The organism is Moraxella bovis, assembly GCF_002014975.1.
Lineage (GTDB): Bacteria > Pseudomonadota > Gammaproteobacteria > Pseudomonadales > Moraxellaceae > Moraxella > Moraxella bovis.
In genome coordinates, this window is record NZ_MUXV01000028.1 from 1 (window position 1) to 18,391 (window position 18,391).

Genomic DNA, 18,391 nt, shown 5'->3' on the forward strand with positions numbered 1-18,391 from the left:
CATGGATGCCAAAGTCAGCGACTATCTGCTCATAGGTGCGATATTCTTTAAAATACTGCAAGGTTGCCGTTAAAGACTTCTCGCTCAACACCAATTAAGCGTTTAAACTTTTCATCAGATAAGTGTGTGAATGCTTCGTAGTTCATTGGGGTATTTTAGCATAGGAAGGGTTTTGCAGGAGGTCTATTAGCCGTGCTGAATAATAGCATTTTTATTGGTAGTAGTCTAAAAAGTATGTCAAACTAGGTTTTCCGTTCGCTCTGAGCTATGCCTACGGGTAGGAAAACTGTTAGGTTTCCCAAGCTCACCACGAACGGTTTTCTTTGTAGCATACTTTTTGAACCAGAGCCTTTTATTTATCACTTAAACACTTGATAAAGTTGGATTTTATTGAGTTTTTTAAAAGGAAGGATTATGCAAGAAAAAGCAACCTCTTCTCGCATGCAGAGATTTTTAAAGGGGGTAGAGTGGCTTGGCAATCTGTTGCCACACCCTGCCATTTTATTTGTATGGATGTCAGTTATTTTGCTCGTACTATCGGCAATCATGTCGATGATGGGGGTGTCGGTGGCTGACCCACGCCCAGAAGGGGCAAAGGGGCGTAGTGAAGACGGCATGATTTATGTTGTCAATCTCTTAAATGGCGATGGGCTTGCCAAGATTGTGGAGAATCTCGTGTCCAACTTCACAGGCTTTGTGCCACTTGGGATGGTGCTTGTCGCTCTGCTCGGGGTGGGCATTGCTGAGCGGTCAGGCATGATTTCGGCGGCTCTTCGGGGGCTTGTCATGAATGCTCCGCCAAAGATGGTTACTTTTGTCATTGTTTTTGCAGGTATTATGTCAAACACCGCATCAGAGCTTGGTTATGTGGTGCTGATTCCTTTGGCGGCGATGATTTTTCATTCGTTGGGTAGGCATCCATTGGCAGGACTTGCCACTGCCTTTGCAGGCGTGTCGGGCGGTTATAGTGCCAACTTACTCCTTGGTACGGTTGACCCACTACTGTCGGGTATCAGCCAAGAAGCGGCACGCATCATTGATCCTGACTATGTCGTGGGGGCAGAAGCTAACTGGTATTTTATGGCGGTAAGTACGTTTTTGGTAAGTGGCATTGGCTACTTTGTCACCGAAAAAATTGTGGAGCCATCTTTGGGTAAATACAACCCCGATGATGCCGATGACCCAAGCGTGCTTGACAGCAAGGTGGAGCGACTGACCGCCCTAGAAAAGAAAGGTCTGGTTTGGTCGGGCGTGTCCATGCTAATTTTTTGTTTGCTACTGGCGTGGACTGTTGTGCCTGCGGACGGGATTTTAAGACATCCTGAGACAGGACTTGTGGCAGGGTCGCCATTTTTACATGGGATTGTGGTGTTTATCTTTGTGTTCTTTGCCATTCCAGGGATTGTGTATGGTAAGATTACAGGCACCATCAAGAGTAATGATGACGTGGTGGATGCCATGAGTGCCGCCATGAGTTCGCTTAGCATGTACATCGTGCTGGTTTTCTTTGCTGCTCAGTTTACCGCCTTTTTTAATTGGTCAAACATCGGCTCGATCATGGCGGTATCGGGAGCGAATTTCCTAAATGACATCGGACTGACAGGACCTTTGTTGCTCGTGGGCTTTGTTTTGATTTGTGCTTTTGTCAATCTCATGCTCGGCTCGGCATCGGCTCAATGGGCGATTACCGCACCGATTTTTGTGCCCATGCTCATGCTGACAGGCTATGCTCCAGAGATGATTCAGGCGGCGTATCGTATCGGCGATAGTAGCACCAACATCATCACACCGATGATGAGCTACTTTGGGCTTATCATGGCGGTGGCGATTCGCTACAAAAAAGACACAGGGGTCGGCACACTCATGTCGCTCATGATTCCATACTCGCTCTTGTTCTTGGTGGGGTGGACGGCACTCTTTTGTATTTGGGTGTTTGCCTTAGGCTTGCCTGTGGGACCAGGGGCTGCGACTTATTATACACCTTAATCTTGCCAGATAATAAAAATCCCTTGTTTGATGACAGGGGATTTTTTAAAGTGGCTTACCAAGCCATTTACCAAACCGATTTGCTAAATCATCTAAAATCAGTTTGGTTCGTTGGGGGATGTTTTTGCAAAATATGCTGAGCAAAAGTGTGTAGGGGTGATGATGGTGTCAATTTTTATGGTGTATGGCGATGGGTTTGGCAGGGGTTTTTGATGGTTTTTTAAAATTTATCACAAAAATTTAAAAAACCCCTTGCATTTTTGCCAAACTTTGCTATAATCATCGCCCACAGCTTTTGACAAATTTGTCAATCAAAACGGTGACGTGGGTGAGTGGCTGAAACCACATCCCTGCTAAGGATGCATACGGGAAACTGTATCGAGGGTTCGAATCCCTCCGTCACCGCCATTTATTTTAAAAAATAAATAAAAAAGCTTGACATTCTAAATTTTTAGTGTATAATAGTCGACCACAACGAGTGGTAAAGATTGATAATCACATCAGTTGTACTGCACCCGTAGCTCAGTTGGATAGAGCACTTGGCTACGAACTAAGGGGTCGGGAGTTCGAATCTCTCCGGGTGCGCCATATACCAAACACCAAAACTTGATTGAGTTTTGGTGTTTTTGCTTGTGTGGGTTTATTAAATGGGTTTTATGAAAATAATTCGATGGCTTAATATGGTATAAATTTAGGTTTGGCTTAATTTTTAAATTACAGTATCAAAAATTTAAAATTACCACAAATTCACAATGTATAGATGTAGAGGGCTGACTTTGCAAGCCTTTAAAGATGGCGTGTTCAACACGCTCCTACTAACCTATGGCAAATATTAAGTTCTTAAGCATAAGTCGTCAAATAGCCATTTTATGTAAAATGGATGAAAGCGTGACATTTTGTCAAACGCCAATAAAATAGTATTAATGACAATAACACCCTAAGACTTTACACATAAAAGCGTCATAAATATTCAACACATCCAAAAGTCATGGTAAAATAAAGCCTATTTTGATTCTATTTATCATCATGGCTAAAAAAAACAAAACCCCAAAACTCCGTCCATCACAGACACACAGCGAAGATGAGCCCATACAGGTGGACCCTGATGAGCTACCTGTCATCGCCAAACCCTTGGTACGAGTGACGGCACTGTTATATGATGGCATGCTGATATTGGCAATGTTGTTTTTGGTGGGGACGATTGGGGCGGTGGTCGGTACACTACTGTTTATGGAAGTAGGAACGGACTCGGCACATGCCCAAAGACTGCCAACTTGGTATCAAAATGGGGTCATGACACCGCTGTTTGTACTGACATTGATAGGTTTTTATGGATTGTTTTGGCGAAAATCAGGGCAGACGCTCGGCATGCAGACATGGCGATTAAAGACGGTGGATAACGCAGGACATCTGCTGACGTGGGCACAAAGCACACGCCGTATCATCAGTGCCTGTCTGCTACCCATACTCTGTGCGACCATCGGTGGGGTGCTACATGGCTCACGACTGGCGGTGCTGATGAGTGCCATGCTTGGGTTTTTGTTTAATTATCTGTTTTGTGCGTTCAATACTCGGGGGCTTGCGGTGCATGACATGCTATCTAACACCATTACTCTAAAAGTCCCCAAAATCCAGCATGAAAGCCTGTGGCAATCATGGCGTAAAAACAAGAAGTCCCCTAATAAACAAGAAACCTAAAAAATCGCCCAGTCTGTATAGATTGGGCGATTTTATATAAGGGCTTTTAATTTTTTAAAGCTTGCCATATTGTTACTTTGATATCCAAATAAAAAACCTATTTACCAAAAATGGGTAAATAGGTTGGAGAAACAAAAACAATGGATGATAAAATCATCAATCAACGTGGGTTTACAACCACGTTTTGGTCGGTATTGATGATAATCTCAGAAGGTCTGTCCACAACGATACGCACTTCATTAGGGTTTACTTGGTGGGCGTTGCGGTAGTTGTCATAAGCTTCGGTACAGCCCACACAACGAGAGAGTGCCGACCAAGGTTTGACAACCAAAGTCTCATAAGAACTCTCCACGCTGCCTGATGCCATAGAAAATGGCAAGCCCACTGCATGAAGTGCCGTGCCTGCAACCGCACCAACCAACTGCAACGGCTTGGCAACGGTAATGTCAAGTACCGCAGAACCATAGGTAGGACCAAAATCTTCTTCATCAATCTCAATGGCAGCGTGAGCGGTGGTGCTGATAAAGGCGGTGGCAGTCAGTGCCAATAGTGTGTGTTTGATTTTCATGAGAGTATCCTAATAGGGGGGGGCGATTTGCCCAAGATAGATTTATGCTAATATTAAAACAAGTTCCGCCCATATTATCAAGCTTATTTTGCCAAAAAGTGGGTGGACGGTAAAATTTTCCGACAAGGGGTAAACAAATCAGTAACATTTGGCGACGTCTGATGATTGCCAACAGTTGATAAATCAAACAGTGGGATTAAGTTGGGTTAAGTGGCTGACAGCTCGGGCAGTACACACTGGCTCGCCCACCGATTTTAATGTTTTCCAAAATCTCATGACACACCGTACACGGCTCACCTGCTCGCCCATAAGCCAGTAGAATTTGCTGAAAATAGCCCGTTTTGCCTGCCCCCACGGTAAAGTCCCGAAGACTTGACCCACCTTGTTCGATGGAGCGAGCGAGTATCGCCTTGATGTTATCGACCAGTACGGCTATCTTGTATTTATCTATCTGATGGGCAGGCGTGGCAGGGTGTATGCCTGACATGAACAGGCTCTCTACCGCATAGATGTTGCCCACACCGACCACGATGGACTGCTCCATGATGACGGATTTGATGGGGCGGGCGATGGGTCGTTTGGGGTTTTTATGAATCATCCCATACAGATAGTCGGTATCAAAGGCATCATCCAAAGGCTCTGCCCCAAGTTTGTCAAGATAACGCTCGGCATCATCTACCCACATCACCATGCCAAAACGTCTGGGGTCATGATAATGCAAACGCACCGATGAGTCATCAAAGCCAAAGATGATGTGGTCGTGCTTGCGTGGGGCAAGGGCGTCATGCTGTTGCAGACTGCCTGACATGCCCAAATGAATGAGCAGACGCAGGGGTGAGCCGTTTTTATTAAAATCAAGCAGTAGGTATTTGGCACGGCGAACCACACGCACAAGTTTTGCCCCGACAAGCTCATCTAGGTCGTCTGGTATCACTTCACGCAGGCGATAACCTGACGTGTAAATGTCGCTGACACGCTGACCGATGAGTGGGGCAAGGCTGGCTTTGGTGGTTTCAACTTCGGGTAATTCGGGCATGATTGTGATTCTAATAAGTCGGACAAGAGAAATAAATGGCTATTTTATCATAGTTTAGGTTTGTTGCAGGCTGTATTTGCCATAAGGCCATGCGGTCATAATGGTATTTGCTTTTGTGGCTAGGTTTGTTATTATAGCTAATTTTGAGAAAGAATGCCATTGATTGGGTTTGTGATGTTTTGTGTGGTTATTAAAGCATTTGTTTGTATTTATCAAATGGTAAAAAATGATAAAGATATTTTAAAAGGAAAAATATGACAAAGTATCCAACCCTAAAAATCATCATCGCTTATGCCTTATTTACAGGCTTATTAAGTGGTCTTCTAACCTTGCCATTTGTTAGCCTTTTTATGACAAGTCGTAATGGTTGGGGTTATTTGGCTATTTATTTTTATTGGTAGTTTTGGTGAGTTTAGTACCTGCCTTGTTAAGCGGTATTGTGATTAGCTATTTTAAAATCATCATCAAAAGACCATTTGACTATTTGAAGCCTTTTGGTGTTGCATTTTTGGTATTTTTTATTTTGGGGTTGGTGTTTATTGGCGTTTTGGCACTTATGGAAATTGATTCAAGATTGTTGAAATCTGAAAGTGCTATCTATTTTATCATGCTAATAGATTTCCTGCAAAACCCCAAATTAAAGAAAACCGTTTGTGGTGAGCTTGTCGAACCATAATGGTTTTTCCGCTACCCTTCGACTTAGCTCAGGGCGAACGGAAAACTAGTTTTGCAGGAAGTTTAATATTTTGTATTGCATTGATAGGCGGAGTGTCACCAGCCGTTTTAGCTAAATTTATTTTGCCAAAATCTTAACAGGATAATTTTATGAATAACGATAATGAAAATAAATACCCAACTTTAAAAGTTATTTTAAGTTATACTTTACTGGGTTCATTAGGTGGCACATTGCCTATTATACCAGTATTGATTTATGCTATTGTTGCTGGCGATGATGTAGAGATGATTTTGTTTCTTTATGCGGTTATTTTAATGGTCGGAACAGCAATAGGGTTTATCCCTGCATTGATAACTGGCTGTATGCTATCTTATTTTAAAGTAAGAATTTTAAAAGTTAAAGATTATTTAAAAGTCTTTTTCTTTGGTCTTTTAACTACTTTTTCTTTTTTGTTAATTATTCTAGCAACTGATTTTATGGCTGATGTTAATGCTCTGGTTGAGAGCATTGATGATTTTTTTAGTTCCATTTTCTTGTCTTTTTGGATTGCAATTATTGGCGGAATATTATCAACCATTTTAGCCAAATTTCTCCTACCCAAATCCTAAAACAAAACACCTTGCCCAAACCTGTAATTCGTGCGATAATGGCAAGTTAAATTCCCCCTTTTTTCAGTTTCCAATTTTTTGTTTTAAGTCAAAAGGATAGCTATGGCTCAATATATTTATACAATGAACAAAGTGTCCAAAATTATCCCGCCTAAGCGAGAGATTTTAAAGGACATTTCATTGTCATTTTTCCCAGGTGCCAAAATTGGCGTATTGGGGCTAAACGGTGCAGGCAAATCCACCTTGCTACGCATTATGGCAGGCGTGGACACCGAATACAATGGTGAAGCTCGCCCCCAAGCAGGCATTAAAGTTGGCTATTTACCCCAAGAACCCCAGCTAGACCCTGCCAAAGATGTGCGTGGCAATGTGGAAGACGGCGTACGAGAAGCCCTAGATGCCCTTGAACGCCTAAACCAAATCTACGCCGAATATGCCGAGCCTGATGCTGACTTTGACAAACTTGCCGTAGAACAAGGCAAAATGGAAGACATCATTCAAGCGTGGGACGCTCACAACCTAAATACCCAGCTTGAAAAAGCAGCGGACGCCCTGCGCCTACCGCCTTGGGACGCTGATGTTTCTAAGCTGTCTGGCGGTGAAAAACGCCGTGTTGCCTTGTGTAGGCTTTTACTTTCTAAGCCTGATATGCTACTTTTAGATGAGCCGACTAACCATTTGGACGCAGAGTCTGTGGCGTGGCTTGAACGCTTTTTAAAAGATTATTCTGGTACGATTGTGGCGATTACCCACGACCGCTACTTCCTTGATAATGTGGCTGAGTGGATTTTGGAGCTTGACCGTGGCTATGGTTATCCTTATGAAGGCAATTATACCGAATGGCTTGAGCAAAAAAATAAACGCCTAGAACAAGAGCAAAAGCAAGAAGAAGCCTTTGCCAAAGCCTTAAAACAAGAGCTTGAATGGGTGCGTAAAAACCAAAAAGGTCAACAAGCCAAATCTAAATCTCGCCTAGAACGCTTTGAAGAGATGAACTCTCGTGAATTTCAACAACGTAACGAAACAGCAGAAATTTATATCCCACCAGGGCCACGCTTAGGTAATAAAGTCATTGAGGTCAAGAACATCTCCAAATCCTTTGACGGTCGTTTGCTGTATGAAAACTTATCCTTTACCGTGCCACCAATGGCGATTGTGGGGATTGTTGGGCCGAATGGTGCAGGTAAAACCACCTTGTTTAATATGATTACCGGCAAAGACAAGCCCGATACTGGCACGGTAGAAGTGGGCGAGAGCGTGAAAGTCGCCTATGTGGGGCAGGTGCGTGATAATCTGGACGACAACAAAACCGTGTGGGAAGAGGTTTCTGATGGCTTGGATATGATTACCGTGGGCGAGTACACCACGCCAAGCCGTGCTTATATTGGGCGTTTTAACTTTAAAGGTCAAGACCAGCAAAAACTGGTGGGCAATCTGTCAGGCGGTGAACGCAATCGCTTGCAACTTGCCAAAACCTTAAAACAAGGGGCGAATGTCATCTTGCTTGACGAACCGTCCAACGACCTTGATGTGGAAACCTTGCGTGCCTTAGAAGATGCGGTGCAAGTGTTCCCTGGTACGGTAATGGTTGTCTCACACGACCGCTGGTTCTTGGATAGAATTTGTACGCACATTTTGTCATTTGAAAATGAAGAGCCTGAATTTTTTGACGGCAATTATTCAGAATATGAAAAATGGCGTAAAGAAAAACTCGGTGCCGACGCAACACCTAAGAGAATGAAATATAAGAAGATTGGGAGCTGATTTAGCTTTCAATGCTTTCAATGATAAAACAGCGACTTAAATGAGTCGCTGTTTTTGATAGGATAAAAAATGACAGAATATAAAAAGAATGATAAGGGCATCTGGTTGCCTACCAATCTAAACAAGCGACAAAGCAACCCAAGTAAAATACCTAATATTACCAAAACTATATCTAATTTTACAAGTCATATACCAAAAATTACAGCTTTATTTACTGTAATCGGTATCATTATTGGCAATTTGAATATTTATAACTATTTAAAACATATAAATTTTGACTTTTTATTTTCTGATATTATTGGAAATTCATCATCCGCTATCGCTATATTATTGATACATTTGCTATTTTTATTCCTACTTACTTTTGGATTTTTCTCTCCTTTTTTGATAAATATATTTGCCAAAGTCGTAAGTTTTGATAAAAATTTAGAAATAAATTATGAAAAACTTTATGGTGTTTGTCTATTAAATTCAATTTTTTATATAATTATAACAGTATTTTATTTAAAACTTAATTTTCAATTTGAATATTATGCATTTATGATATTCTTATCATCTTTTATTTTTCGCTTTGATAGATTTAATTTTATAACCCCAAAAGATAAAAGTCTATTTATTGCTATTTTTGTAGCAAACATTACTGTATTTCCATCTTTTATTTATTTTTCTTTCGTTTATTTCTCAATCCTACCAACAGTTGAAGATAATTTTATAACTTGGACTTTTTTCCTTGTAGGCACTTTATTGTTTTTATTTAATTTTTTAGTTTCTTATATATCAAAAACCAATACAAAATATTCTGAAATATTAGTAATTTCTTCGTTAATATTTATCGTAATATATAATTTTTTCTTATCTTCATTTCAAGATTATAGCATATCTTTACATAAACCAAAATTTATAGAAAAACCAAAAAACTCATCTTGGTATATCATCCATAATGGCAATACAAATTCAGAAAAAATTAACGGTTTATCTAAAACAGAAATTCAAAACCTAAAACTTGAATTTAAACCCCTAGATAAAGATGTCAAAGATATTGAAAGCCCCAACGCCCTATACGGCTATATGGCATGGAATTTGGGTAATACCAAAGTATTTTGCCCTGTATCAGTAGATTTTTTTGATGATAAGGGTAATAACAAAGAAAAATCCGCCAAATGTCTAGTGATTGACGGTAAATATTTGCAACCTGTTAGTGAGCATTATTTGGCTAAATGATGTTGTGTGAAAAATCCATAAAAACACATAAATTTAAAGTTTGGTGGCGGTTTTTTTTATCTTTTTTTCAGGCCATTTTGACCAACAACAAAGACCGTCAAACCACGATAATCCCAAATCCATTTTACCAAAGCCCAATTTTCCGATATAATACCCCAAAACCAACGACAAGAGACATTATGGCACTATTACCCATTTTACATTATCCTGACCCACGTTTGCGTACTGTGGCAAGCGAGGTTGGCGAGATTACTGATGAGATTAAGACCTTAATCAGCGACATGTTTGAGACCATGTATGATGCCAAGGGCATTGGGCTGGCAGCGACACAGGTGGACAGGCACGTGCAAGTGGTAACCATGGATCTCGCCAAAGAGGGCGAAGAGCCACAGCCCAAGGTGTACATTAACCCCAAAGTTACGCCACTGACCGATGAGCTTGTCCCTTATAAAGAGGGCTGTTTGTCCATTCCTGAGGTGTATGATGACATTAGTCGCCCTGCTCGTGTGCAGATTGATGCCTTAGATGCTGACGGTAAGCCATTTAGCGTTGAGGCGGATGGGCTGTTGGCAGTATGCATTCAGCATGAGCTTGACCACCTAAAAGGCATTGTATTTGTGGATTATCTATCCCGCCTAAAACAAGACCGTGCCAGAGAAAAGGTGCGTAAAGTGGTCGCCAAAAAAGGCTGATTCACAAGCGTTTATACAGATAGTCTAAGATGGATATCCAGTAAAAAACCAAACAACAAAGCGTTGTTTGGTTTTTGTGTTATCAGCTCTCTGCCCCATCAGGGACAAAGACATAACCCACACCCCACACCGTTTGGATATAGCGAGCCTGAGAGGGGTTGTCTTCGATGAGTCGTCTTAGGCGTGAGACCTGAACATCAATCGAACGCTCCATCGCTCCCCATTCACGCCCACGGGCTAGGTTCATGAGTTTGTCACGGGTCAGTGGCTCTCTGGGGTGCTGAACGAGTGCTTTTAGAACGCTAAACTCGCCCGTGGTTAGGGTGACGACATTGCCGTCTTTTTTTAGGGTGCGAGTGGACAAATCAAGCGTCCACAAACCAAACTCAACCACTTCCATCTGCTGAGATGGGGCTCCGGGCAGCTCTCGGTTATGACGGCGAAGCACCGCCTTGATACGAGCCAGTAGCTCTTTGGGGTTAAAGGGTTTGGGCAGATAGTCATCCGCCCCTGCTTCAAGCCCTGCGATGCGGTCGGTGTCCGAGCCTTTGGCGGTCAGCATGATGATGGGAATGTCGGCATTATCGGCACGCAGGCGTTTGCAAATGGCGATGCCGTCTTCGTCGGGCAACATCAAGTCAAGCACGATGAGCGAGAACATCTCACGTTGCATAAGTTTATCCATCTGCTTGCCATCATGGCATGCACGCACGGTAAAGCCATCATCTTCTAAAAATCGCTGTAATAAGGCACGCAGTCTGGCGTCATCATCAACGACTAAGATACGATGACTGGCGTTTGGGTTTGGATTGATATTGTCTTCGGTCATGTGTCACCCCTGATAATTATAGGCTATTAGTTTACAACATTACACAAAAAATTGTAACTGTTTTTGTTATTATAAATAATATTTTAAGGTTAAATCATATCGAATGATTAAAAATCTAAAAACTGAAGAATTATCATACCATGATAACTGCCAAAAGTCGGTAATATTTTGGTAAATGGGTTTGGTAAAATGATTCTGATTTGTCAATGCACCTTATGTGGCATGCCATGTACAGCGATAAGCGTATAAACGGGCTTTTATCCCAATAAAATTTGTGTTAGCATAAGAGCAGTGCCTTTAACTTTCAACCTTTAATATCAACCATTAAGGATGCCCCATGACTGACATTACCCACAACCCTGCCACACAGCGGTTTGAAGTAACCATTGATGGACATACTGGCTTTTTAAGCTATGAAGTCATCGATGATGATACCCTAAACTATAACCACACCATCGTCCCCAAAGAGCTGGGCGGACGCGGACTGGGTACGGCATTGGTCAAACATGCTTTGGATTATGCCCGTGATAACGGCAAAAAAGTCGTGCCAAACTGTTCCTTTGTGGCAAGCTACATCGACAGACGAGATGAATACCAATCGCTGTTGGCGTGAGTATGTTGCGATAATTGTTTACAAAAATGTTGGTAAATTGGCCAAAAATCTTGCCGAAATTTTGAAGATTTTGGTAAAATGACTTGGTGTATTTTTATATTTTACCTAACCAAAGGAACATCATGAGCAGTCTTACCGCAGACCAAGTTGCCTTACAATTAGAAAGATTGCAAGGCTGGGCATTAGATGGCAATAGCCTTGTCAAGACCTATGAATTTGCCAGTTTTGCTGACGTCATCGCCTTTACCACCCGTGTGGCGTTCTATTGTGAAGAGCTAGAACATTACCCCACGTGGGAGAACACCTATACTTTGCTCAAAGTACGCATTGGCGAGGCTGACCAATATGAAGTGCATGGGCGAGACATTCAGCTTGCCAAACGCATGGAAATGGCAAGGGGCGTGGTCTTTGATAAAAAAGATTAAAGCGAAATTAATTTGAAAAATGGGTGTCATTACCCATTTTTTGTGTTTTTAGATTTTAGAAATTGTTTTAAAACTCTGCCAACTCTCCATTATACATAAATTCCCCAATCAAAATAGGTCTTTTTACAAAGACTTACAAACCTTGCCATCAATCTCACACAGCTGATTTTTTGACTACATTTCAACCATAAAACCGCCCATTTTTTAACAGACAAATACCCAAAAAGTCGGTACAATCGGTATCAAGTTTAATCAATTGGATTTTTAAATCTTGTGGTTAAATCGTTTTAATCATTCACCGTTTGTTATTTTTACGCATTTTAAGGATTTATTATGAAAGCGACTTTAAAAGATCTAAAATCTGCCCGTGGCAATCCTGCCGTGAGTATCTTTGTCAAAACTCACCGCACTCACCCAGAAAATGAGCAAGACCATATTGCCCTAAAAAATCAGCTAAAAGTCGCCGAAGAGCGTATCACGAACGAGCATGACAAACGCACAAGCGATGCCATCATGGAGCTTATCCATGCCAAAACAGACGAGCTTGACCATAATTATAACCTAGATACGCTTGCTATTTTTGCCAACGAAAATGAAGCTCAAGTGTTGCGTTTGCCATTTGACGCCAAAGAGCGTGTGATTTTGGGCGAAAAATTTGCCACCAGAGACTTGGTGCGTGATATGTCCGAGGCGGTGCATTATTATGTGCTTGTGATTACAAGCGAATATGCTCGCCTGATTGAGGCGACCAACGACCGTGTGGTCAAGGAAATTGGTGGCGAAAGCGAACGTCAATCGCAAATGAGCGAGCTGACTTTCCCAATCAAAAACACAAGTCTACCTACAGGTTCAAAAGCCGACCGCACAGGCTCATCGGATGACGACAGCTATCTAAAAGAGTTTATGAACCGTGTGGACAAGAGCGTGCAGGAGTTTCGTAACATTGACCCGTTGCCTGTGATTTTGGTGGGCGATAGCCGTACTTTGGGCTTTTATGAGCAGGTAGTGGACAACGACAGCTTTATCATTGGCAAGGTTGACCATCTACCCAACCTAAAAGACGGACGTGCCGAAGAGATTGTGGCAGGCGTACAAGAATTGGTTGAGAACAAGCGTCTGACTCGCTACGAAACTGCTCAAGGCGAGCTTGAAAAAGCCCGTAACGAGAAGATGGTATGCACCGATTCGCAACAAATCTACCGCTCAGCGGTTGAAGGCAATGCCGTAAAACTTCTCGTGCGTCAAGGACACATCGTGCCTGCGACCATTGATGATACTGCTTTGACCTTGCTCGTGGCGGACGATGCGACAGCGGACGGCGTCACCGATGATGCGGTGAGTGAGATTATCGAGATAGTCAGCCACAATGGCGGTGAAGTGGTGTTTGTCCCACAGGACAAAATGGACGAAAAAGAGCCAATCGCCCTTATCACTCGCTACTAATTAACATGCAACAAAGCACAAAAACCTGCCTACGGGCGGGTTTTTGTTTTGACTTTTGGTGGTTACAATAATCTTAAAAATTTTTGTGGCAATTTGTTACAATAAGCATAACTTTTCTCATCCAATGTTGCCATGCCAAACAAAAAAACTTCAAAAAAATCGCCCTTAAAATGGCTCGCTCTGGTTGTCGTACTAGCCCTGATTGCCCTGTGGGGTGCCATCGTCTATGTAACCGCCTTTGCCAAGACCGACCGCCCCGCCCAGACCTTGACGGTGGATAAGGGCGACACTTATCATAGCCTGCTTGTCAAGGACAAATGGCAGACCAGTCCGTTTGCGTCCAGCACCGCCGCACGGCTGTATCTTAAATTCCACGCCAAAGGCAGCCTAGAAACAGGAATATACCAAATCCCACAAGGGGCGAGCCTTGCCGATGTGGTCAAGATTTTGGGGCAGGGGGGGCAAGTTGCCATGATAAAGGTGCAAATCATCGAAGGCAGGACGGTCAAAGACCTATACCACACCCTAAAAACGACCGATGGGGTCAAGCTTGAACTACTCACACCGCTTCTGTCGGATGCTGATGGGTATTCATGGGCGGACGTGGCACGAGACAATGCCAAAGTTGCCAAAGCTCTAAATATCAGCACGCCCAACGGTAACCTAGAAGGACAATTTGCCCCCAATACCTACTTTTTTAATCAAGGCACGAGTGATACCGTCATTTTAAAAAAACTGCACACCGACCAAATGGTGATATTGGATAAGGCATGGGCAGAGCGTGATAAAGATTTGCCCTACAAGACACCTTATGACGCCCTGATTATGGCAAGCATCATCGAAAAAGAAACGGGTATCACGTTCGAGCGTAATGACGTATCAGCCGTATTTGTCAATCGCCTGCGTCAAGGCATGAGACTACAAACCGACCCAACCATTATCTACGGACTGTTTGACCGTTATGATGGCAAGATTTACCGCTCCAACATTGACGAAAAAACCGACTACAACACCTATCAGATTGACGGCTTACCGCCCACGCCCATTACCCTGCCGTCTGCCGAAGCCATAGAAGCGACAATGCACCCGTCTGATGTGCCGTATATCTATTTTGTAGCGACAGGTAAGGGCGGTCATAAATTTAGCGTAACGCTTGATGAGCATAACAAAGCGGTGGCGGAATATCGTAAAGTGATGGCGGAGAAATAACAATGAACCAACCACCCAAATTCATCACCTTTGAAGGCACCGAAGGCGTGGGCAAAACCACTGCCATTGACCGTTTTTGCTATGAGCTTAACAGCCTTAGCATCGCCCACATTCGCACTCGTGAACCAGGGGGCAGTCCGCTTGCCGAAGATTTGCGTAAGATTTTGCTGGATAACAAAACCCACATCAATGACGACACCGAGCTTTTGCTTATGTTTGCCGCACGAGCCGACCATTTGCACCGCACCATTTTGCCAGCACTCTCGGACGGTAAATGGGTGATTTGTGACCGTTTTTTTGACAGCACCGTGGCGTATCAAGGCTTTGGACGGTTTGGGGGCGATGAGCGTGAACTTGCCAAGATTGAACGGCTGGTCGCTGATTTTATCCCAAGACAGCCTGATTTGACCTTTTGGCTTGATTTAGACCCTGCCATTGGCTTGGAGCGGGCAGGTAAGCGAAGTCAAGCCGACCGCTTTGAGGGTGCAGGGCAAGGATTTTTTGACAAAACTTATCAAGGCTTTTTGTATCAATATCAAAAACACCCTGAGCGTATCAAACGTATCAATGCCGACCAATGTCCTGATGACGTGGCAGGGGAGATTATGCAAGTTTTACAAGAATATTTGGCGGATTGATTTGTCGGTAAATCACATTTGCTCTGTAAACACATTGATTTTATAATGTATTTTATTTTTCAAACAAGGACATACCATGAAAAAGCTCCTACTCTCCCTAAGCGTTGCGATTGCCACATTATCTACCCCTGCATGGGCGACCACGCTTAGCGGGCTTGATTTTAAAAGTGTCATGCGTGGGCTATATGCTGGCAAAATGACAAACTGCGTGGTGGACGATGAAGATTTAGAGAGTTATCCTCACGTCTGCCTAGATGAAGTGTCTGACCCTGATATGCCAGAGTTTAGCACGTTGGCACTCATGCACCCTGTCATCAGTTTTGACAATCAAAACGGACAAAAACGCTACCTACTTATGATTGAAAAAGTCGCCCTAAACGATGAAGGCATGCCTACCTCTGGGCGTATAGGCAGTGCCAAGGCTGATTTGTACCTTTTTAAAAAGACCAATCAAGGCTATGAGCTTATCAACCGAAACGCCCAAGATGAAGAAATGGCAGGCAGTTGAGGGCGAGTGCATTTGGATTTAAATGACATCAAGTCGTCCATACAGCCTTTTGGCAAGGGGATTATGGGGGCAATGTTTGAGAGTGGTTACTGCTCCACAGGTTCTTGCGAGACCTATTGGTACGCCCTGATGCTCCCCGAACATGGCGACATCAAGACAGTATTTGTGGCGGACGCAGGGTCAAACAATGAAGGTATGTATGAAGAAACCCACCCGCTGTATTATAATTATGAAAGCACTTATAAAGTTATGCCGAGCGGTTCGTTGTATTATCCCATTCAAATTCATTACACAGGCGAAAAGCCTGATGATGATTATGAGCGTATCCATAAGGTCAATGAAAAGCATACCGTTCGCTTTAACCCTGCCACGGGTCAATACGAATAAATCGCTGTGCTAAACTTGCATTAAAGGGCGGGCTGTCAGATAAGCAAGACTTCATAACCTTTAGAAACACATTTTGCCTTGACGAATGGCGTGCTTTTTAGGATAATTTGACTATTTAAATAGGAATTATTATGAACATCAAACCTGCCGTCCTTGTCCTAAGCCTTGCCCTTGCCCCTATCGCTCTGCCTGTTGCCTTGCCTGCGTATGGGGCGGTGGCGATGGATTTTTCGCCCCTAGTGGAACAGGTGTCTAGTGGCGTGGTGCGTGTGAGTATTACCAAAAAGGTCAGCGAAGAAGAGCTGGCATTGGCTCAGCAGGTGCAAGCCTTACAGCAGTTCTTTGGGGGGCGGGTCGCCGTGCCAAACCTGCCAACGGTAGAATACGGCTACGGCACGGGCTTTTTTATTACCCAAGATGGCTATATTCTTACCAATCATCACGTCGTCGAAGGGGCGGATAAAATCACCGTAACCCTGCATGACCGCACCGAGCTAGACGCACGTCTTATCGGCTCGGACGAAGCGTCCGATGTGGCGGTGTTAAAGGTGGCGGGGCAAAACTTCCCTGCCCTAAGTGTTGCCAAAGGCGATACCCTAAAAGTGGGCGAGCCTGTGCTTGCCATCGGTTCGCCCTTTGGTTTTGACTACTCAGCGTCATCGGGCATTGTCTCTGCCAAGAGTCGCAACATGAGCCGTGAAGCGGTCGTGCCGTTCATTCAGACGGACGTAGCACTAAACCAAGGCAACTCGGGCGGGCCTTTATTTAACCAAAAAGGCGAAGTGGTTGGCATTAACTCGCTGATTTTTAGTCGCACTGGCGGACACATGGGGCTGTCTTTTTCTATTCCCATTGACACCGCCATGGACATCTATGAGCAGATTCGCACGACAGGGCGTGTCTCTCGGGTCTATCTGGGCGTGGTGTTGCAGGACATTGACCGCAATCTGGCGGAAGCTTATCGCCTTGACAGACCGCAAGGGGCCCTGATTACTCGCACCAGTCCTGACTCCCCTGCCGATAAGGTGGGGCTAAAAGCAGGCGATGTGGTGCTTGATTTTAATGGGCAAAGTATCGGGCGAGCGTCTGATTTGTTAAATCTCATCAACCGTGCCAAGGTGGGTGATAAATTTGAGCTGACCTACCTACGAGCAGGCAAACAGCACCGTGCCAGTGGGCAGTTTGCCGAGACGAGCGATGTCTCTACCAGTCAAAACGCCAGTGATGGTGTCAGATTGGGCTTACGCCTAAAAGAGCTGTCAGGGCGTGAAGCTCGCATGATTCAGGAGTTTGGCGTGGCAGGTGGCGTGGTCATCAGCTCGGTGGATGTCACAGGACTGGCAGGGCAGGCGGGGCTCATGGCAGGGGACATCATCGTCAATCTCAATCATCTGCCAACCGCAGGCATTGGCGAGTTTGAAAAGGCGTTAAAGAGCCTGCCAAAAAAAGGCGTGGTTACCATTGGTATCATTCGTGATGGCAACCCTGCGATTTTGGGGCTTAGGGTTGAATAGGGCTAAATAAGGGTGTGTTTGTCGCACCCTTTTTGGTGGTTAAGATTTGCAGTATTTGGTGCGAAGTTTTTGATAAAGCTCATAAGGTGGAGACTCGCCAGCCAAAGGTTCAAAATCGCCCATTTGCCACGCTTTAAAGTCTTTTGAATGGACGGTGGTTTTTTCAAGTTGGCTGTCATCGCCAAACTCGCCCCAACCATACAAATCTAGTTGCACACTAGCTTTTGGGTTGCCACAGTCAAATGTGATAAAGCCTTTATTGACGTATTTTTCCCACGTCTCAATGTATACGGTGCGTTTTTTGCCCTGTCTTTTTTCTAATTTGGCAAACCAACGGGTGCTATATGGCTCATCAAGCTCTTGGTTGTAAATAAACACAACTTTGGTGTTGGGTCTGTATTTGACTGTCTTCGGTTTGGGCGTTGGCAATACTGGGCAAAAGCAGGGCAAACGATGTGGCAAGTAACAAGGCTTTTGTTTTCATAAATGTCCTTAACATGAAATGATTCAAAATAACAACATCCACAGGGTTGTGTTTTATTATAAACTGACAAAAATAATTAAATCAATCATTAT

General features: G+C 43.7%; 21 protein-coding genes, 2 tRNA genes and 1 pseudogene. 18 read left to right on the forward strand and 6 right to left on the reverse strand.

Annotation, left to right across the window (positions count from 1 at the left end):
- Positions 1-146, reverse strand: a pseudogene (locus B0182_RS14865) (IS5/IS1182 family transposase); the annotation flags it as partial.
- A gap of 268 nt (positions 147-414) precedes the next feature.
- Between B0182_RS14865 and B0182_RS06985 the strand changes: the two are divergent.
- From B0182_RS06985 to B0182_RS07000, 4 genes are all read left to right on the forward strand, one after another.
- The gene (locus tag B0182_RS06985; protein WP_078274232.1) at positions 415-1,986 is read left to right on the forward strand and encodes an AbgT family transporter; all 1,572 of its coding nucleotides are present in this window, start codon (positions 415-417) and stop codon (positions 1,984-1,986) included.
- A gap of 318 nt (positions 1,987-2,304) precedes the next feature.
- Positions 2,305-2,394: transfer RNA gene (locus tag B0182_RS06990), tRNA-Ser, on the forward strand.
- Positions 2,395-2,497: 103 nt separating this feature from the next.
- Positions 2,498-2,574 (forward strand) — tRNA-Arg (locus B0182_RS06995).
- Between the two features lie 543 nt (positions 2,575-3,117).
- Entirely contained in the window at positions 3,118-3,684 is a 567-nt protein-coding gene (locus B0182_RS07000) for an RDD family protein (RefSeq protein ID WP_078274259.1), read from the forward strand.
- A 160-nt stretch (positions 3,685-3,844) separates the two neighbouring features.
- Here B0182_RS07000 and B0182_RS07005 read toward each other — a convergent pair whose 3' ends face one another.
- Entirely contained in the window at positions 3,845-4,252 is a 408-nt protein-coding gene (locus B0182_RS07005) for a hypothetical protein (RefSeq protein WP_078274233.1), read from the reverse strand.
- 196 nt (positions 4,253-4,448) lie between these two features.
- The gene (gene mutM / locus B0182_RS07010) at positions 4,449-5,288 is read right to left on the reverse strand and encodes a bifunctional DNA-formamidopyrimidine glycosylase/DNA-(apurinic or apyrimidinic site) lyase (RefSeq protein ID WP_078274234.1); all 840 of its coding nucleotides are present in this window, start codon (positions 5,286-5,288) and stop codon (positions 4,449-4,451) included.
- Positions 5,289-5,542: 254 nt separating this feature from the next.
- Between mutM and B0182_RS14305 the strand changes: the two genes are divergently transcribed.
- From B0182_RS14305 to def, 6 genes are all read left to right on the forward strand, one after another.
- Positions 5,543-5,689 (forward strand): hypothetical protein, encoded by a 147-nt coding sequence (locus B0182_RS14305; RefSeq protein WP_158079655.1) that lies wholly within the window; start codon positions 5,543-5,545, stop codon positions 5,687-5,689.
- Positions 5,690-5,694: 5 nt separating this feature from the next.
- The gene (locus B0182_RS07015) at positions 5,695-5,964 is read left to right on the forward strand and encodes a hypothetical protein (RefSeq protein WP_112742752.1); all 270 of its coding nucleotides are present in this window, start codon (positions 5,695-5,697) and stop codon (positions 5,962-5,964) included.
- 149 nt (positions 5,965-6,113) lie between these two features.
- Positions 6,114-6,572, forward strand: coding sequence for a hypothetical protein (locus B0182_RS07020; RefSeq protein ID WP_078274236.1), 459 nt, complete (start codon positions 6,114-6,116; stop codon positions 6,570-6,572).
- A gap of 102 nt (positions 6,573-6,674) precedes the next feature.
- Positions 6,675-8,336, forward strand: coding sequence for an energy-dependent translational throttle protein EttA (gene ettA / locus B0182_RS07025; RefSeq protein ID WP_078274237.1), 1,662 nt, complete (start codon positions 6,675-6,677; stop codon positions 8,334-8,336).
- Positions 8,337-8,405: 69 nt separating this feature from the next.
- Positions 8,406-9,557 carry a hypothetical protein gene (locus B0182_RS07030; protein ID WP_078274238.1) on the forward strand — a complete coding sequence of 384 codons (1,152 nt, stop codon included), beginning with the start codon at positions 8,406-8,408 and terminating at the stop codon, positions 9,555-9,557.
- A 179-nt stretch (positions 9,558-9,736) separates the two neighbouring features.
- Positions 9,737-10,249, forward strand: coding sequence for a peptide deformylase (gene def, locus B0182_RS07035; protein ID WP_078274260.1), 513 nt, complete (start codon positions 9,737-9,739; stop codon positions 10,247-10,249).
- Between the two features lie 82 nt (positions 10,250-10,331).
- Here def and ompR read toward each other — a convergent pair whose 3' ends face one another.
- The gene (ompR, locus tag B0182_RS07040) at positions 10,332-11,078 is read right to left on the reverse strand and encodes an osmolarity response regulator transcription factor OmpR (protein ID WP_078274239.1); all 747 of its coding nucleotides are present in this window, start codon (positions 11,076-11,078) and stop codon (positions 10,332-10,334) included.
- A gap of 337 nt (positions 11,079-11,415) precedes the next feature.
- Between ompR and B0182_RS07045 the strand changes: the two genes are divergently transcribed.
- The 8 genes from B0182_RS07045 to B0182_RS07080 all read left to right on the forward strand — a co-directional run bounded on the left by B0182_RS07045 (position 11,416) and on the right by B0182_RS07080 (position 17,815).
- Complete coding sequence (locus B0182_RS07045; RefSeq protein WP_078274240.1) at positions 11,416-11,691, forward strand: GNAT family N-acetyltransferase; 276 nt, start codon at positions 11,416-11,418, stop codon at positions 11,689-11,691.
- Positions 11,692-11,813: 122 nt separating this feature from the next.
- Positions 11,814-12,116 (forward strand): 4a-hydroxytetrahydrobiopterin dehydratase, encoded by a 303-nt coding sequence (locus B0182_RS07050; protein ID WP_078274241.1) that lies wholly within the window; start codon positions 11,814-11,816, stop codon positions 12,114-12,116.
- Positions 12,117-12,449: 333 nt separating this feature from the next.
- Entirely contained in the window at positions 12,450-13,559 is a 1,110-nt protein-coding gene (locus tag B0182_RS07055; protein ID WP_078274242.1) for an AOC03_06830 family ribosome hibernation factor, read from the forward strand.
- 132 nt (positions 13,560-13,691) lie between these two features.
- Positions 13,692-14,768 carry an endolytic transglycosylase MltG gene (mltG, locus tag B0182_RS07060; RefSeq protein WP_078274243.1) on the forward strand — a complete coding sequence of 359 codons (1,077 nt, stop codon included), beginning with the start codon at positions 13,692-13,694 and terminating at the stop codon, positions 14,766-14,768.
- A gap of 2 nt (positions 14,769-14,770) precedes the next feature.
- A complete protein-coding gene (gene tmk, locus B0182_RS07065; RefSeq protein WP_078274244.1) occupies positions 14,771-15,406 on the forward strand; it encodes a dTMP kinase in 636 nt (211 codons plus the stop codon).
- A gap of 76 nt (positions 15,407-15,482) precedes the next feature.
- Positions 15,483-15,914 carry a hypothetical protein gene (locus tag B0182_RS07070; RefSeq protein ID WP_078274245.1) on the forward strand — a complete coding sequence of 144 codons (432 nt, stop codon included), beginning with the start codon at positions 15,483-15,485 and terminating at the stop codon, positions 15,912-15,914.
- Positions 15,915-15,926: 12 nt separating this feature from the next.
- Positions 15,927-16,301: a hypothetical protein gene (locus tag B0182_RS07075; protein WP_143821687.1), complete on the forward strand. Its 375-nt coding sequence runs from the start codon at positions 15,927-15,929 to the stop codon at positions 16,299-16,301.
- A gap of 131 nt (positions 16,302-16,432) precedes the next feature.
- Entirely contained in the window at positions 16,433-17,815 is a 1,383-nt protein-coding gene (locus B0182_RS07080; RefSeq protein ID WP_078274247.1) for a Do family serine endopeptidase, read from the forward strand.
- Between the two features lie 39 nt (positions 17,816-17,854).
- On the opposite strand, the gene B0182_RS07085 is transcribed toward B0182_RS07080, so the two are convergent.
- Together B0182_RS07085 and B0182_RS15160 are read right to left on the reverse strand one after the other, a co-directional pair.
- Positions 17,855-18,193, reverse strand: a complete 339-nt coding sequence (locus B0182_RS07085; protein ID WP_078274248.1) for a hypothetical protein — start codon at positions 18,191-18,193, stop codon at positions 17,855-17,857.
- Complete coding sequence (locus B0182_RS15160) at positions 18,168-18,299, reverse strand: hypothetical protein (RefSeq protein WP_264676058.1); 132 nt, start codon at positions 18,297-18,299, stop codon at positions 18,168-18,170. Before B0182_RS15160 ends, B0182_RS07085 begins: the two co-directional genes overlap by 26 nt.
- Positions 18,300-18,391: the final 92 nt, after the last annotated feature.

What these genes read in the sequence shown, in the direction of transcription:
- B0182_RS06985 (WP_078274232.1), top strand. Translation starts at nt 415, where the DNA reads ATGCAAGAAAAAGCAACCTCTTCTCGCATGCAGAGATTTTTAAAGGGG.
- B0182_RS07005 (WP_078274233.1), bottom strand. Translation starts at nt 4,252, where the DNA reads ATGAAAATCAAACACACACTATTGGCACTGACTGCCACCGCCTTTATC.
- mutM (WP_078274234.1), bottom strand. Translation starts at nt 5,288, where the DNA reads ATGCCCGAATTACCCGAAGTTGAAACCACCAAAGCCAGCCTTGCCCCA.
- B0182_RS14305 (WP_158079655.1), top strand. Translation starts at nt 5,543, where the DNA reads ATGACAAAGTATCCAACCCTAAAAATCATCATCGCTTATGCCTTATTT.
- B0182_RS07020 (WP_078274236.1), top strand. Translation starts at nt 6,114, where the DNA reads ATGAATAACGATAATGAAAATAAATACCCAACTTTAAAAGTTATTTTA.
- ettA (WP_078274237.1), top strand. Translation starts at nt 6,675, where the DNA reads ATGGCTCAATATATTTATACAATGAACAAAGTGTCCAAAATTATCCCG.
- B0182_RS07030 (WP_078274238.1), top strand. Translation starts at nt 8,406, where the DNA reads ATGACAGAATATAAAAAGAATGATAAGGGCATCTGGTTGCCTACCAAT.
- def (WP_078274260.1), top strand. Translation starts at nt 9,737, where the DNA reads ATGGCACTATTACCCATTTTACATTATCCTGACCCACGTTTGCGTACT.
- ompR (WP_078274239.1), bottom strand. Translation starts at nt 11,078, where the DNA reads ATGACCGAAGACAATATCAATCCAAACCCAAACGCCAGTCATCGTATC.
- B0182_RS07045 (WP_078274240.1), top strand. Translation starts at nt 11,416, where the DNA reads ATGACTGACATTACCCACAACCCTGCCACACAGCGGTTTGAAGTAACC.
- B0182_RS07050 (WP_078274241.1), top strand. Translation starts at nt 11,814, where the DNA reads ATGAGCAGTCTTACCGCAGACCAAGTTGCCTTACAATTAGAAAGATTG.
- B0182_RS07055 (WP_078274242.1), top strand. Translation starts at nt 12,450, where the DNA reads ATGAAAGCGACTTTAAAAGATCTAAAATCTGCCCGTGGCAATCCTGCC.
- mltG (WP_078274243.1), top strand. Translation starts at nt 13,692, where the DNA reads ATGCCAAACAAAAAAACTTCAAAAAAATCGCCCTTAAAATGGCTCGCT.
- tmk (WP_078274244.1), top strand. Translation starts at nt 14,771, where the DNA reads ATGAACCAACCACCCAAATTCATCACCTTTGAAGGCACCGAAGGCGTG.
- B0182_RS07070 (WP_078274245.1), top strand. Translation starts at nt 15,483, where the DNA reads ATGAAAAAGCTCCTACTCTCCCTAAGCGTTGCGATTGCCACATTATCT.
- B0182_RS07080 (WP_078274247.1), top strand. Translation starts at nt 16,433, where the DNA reads ATGAACATCAAACCTGCCGTCCTTGTCCTAAGCCTTGCCCTTGCCCCT.
- B0182_RS15160 (WP_264676058.1), bottom strand. Translation starts at nt 18,299, where the DNA reads ATGAAAACAAAAGCCTTGTTACTTGCCACATCGTTTGCCCTGCTTTTG.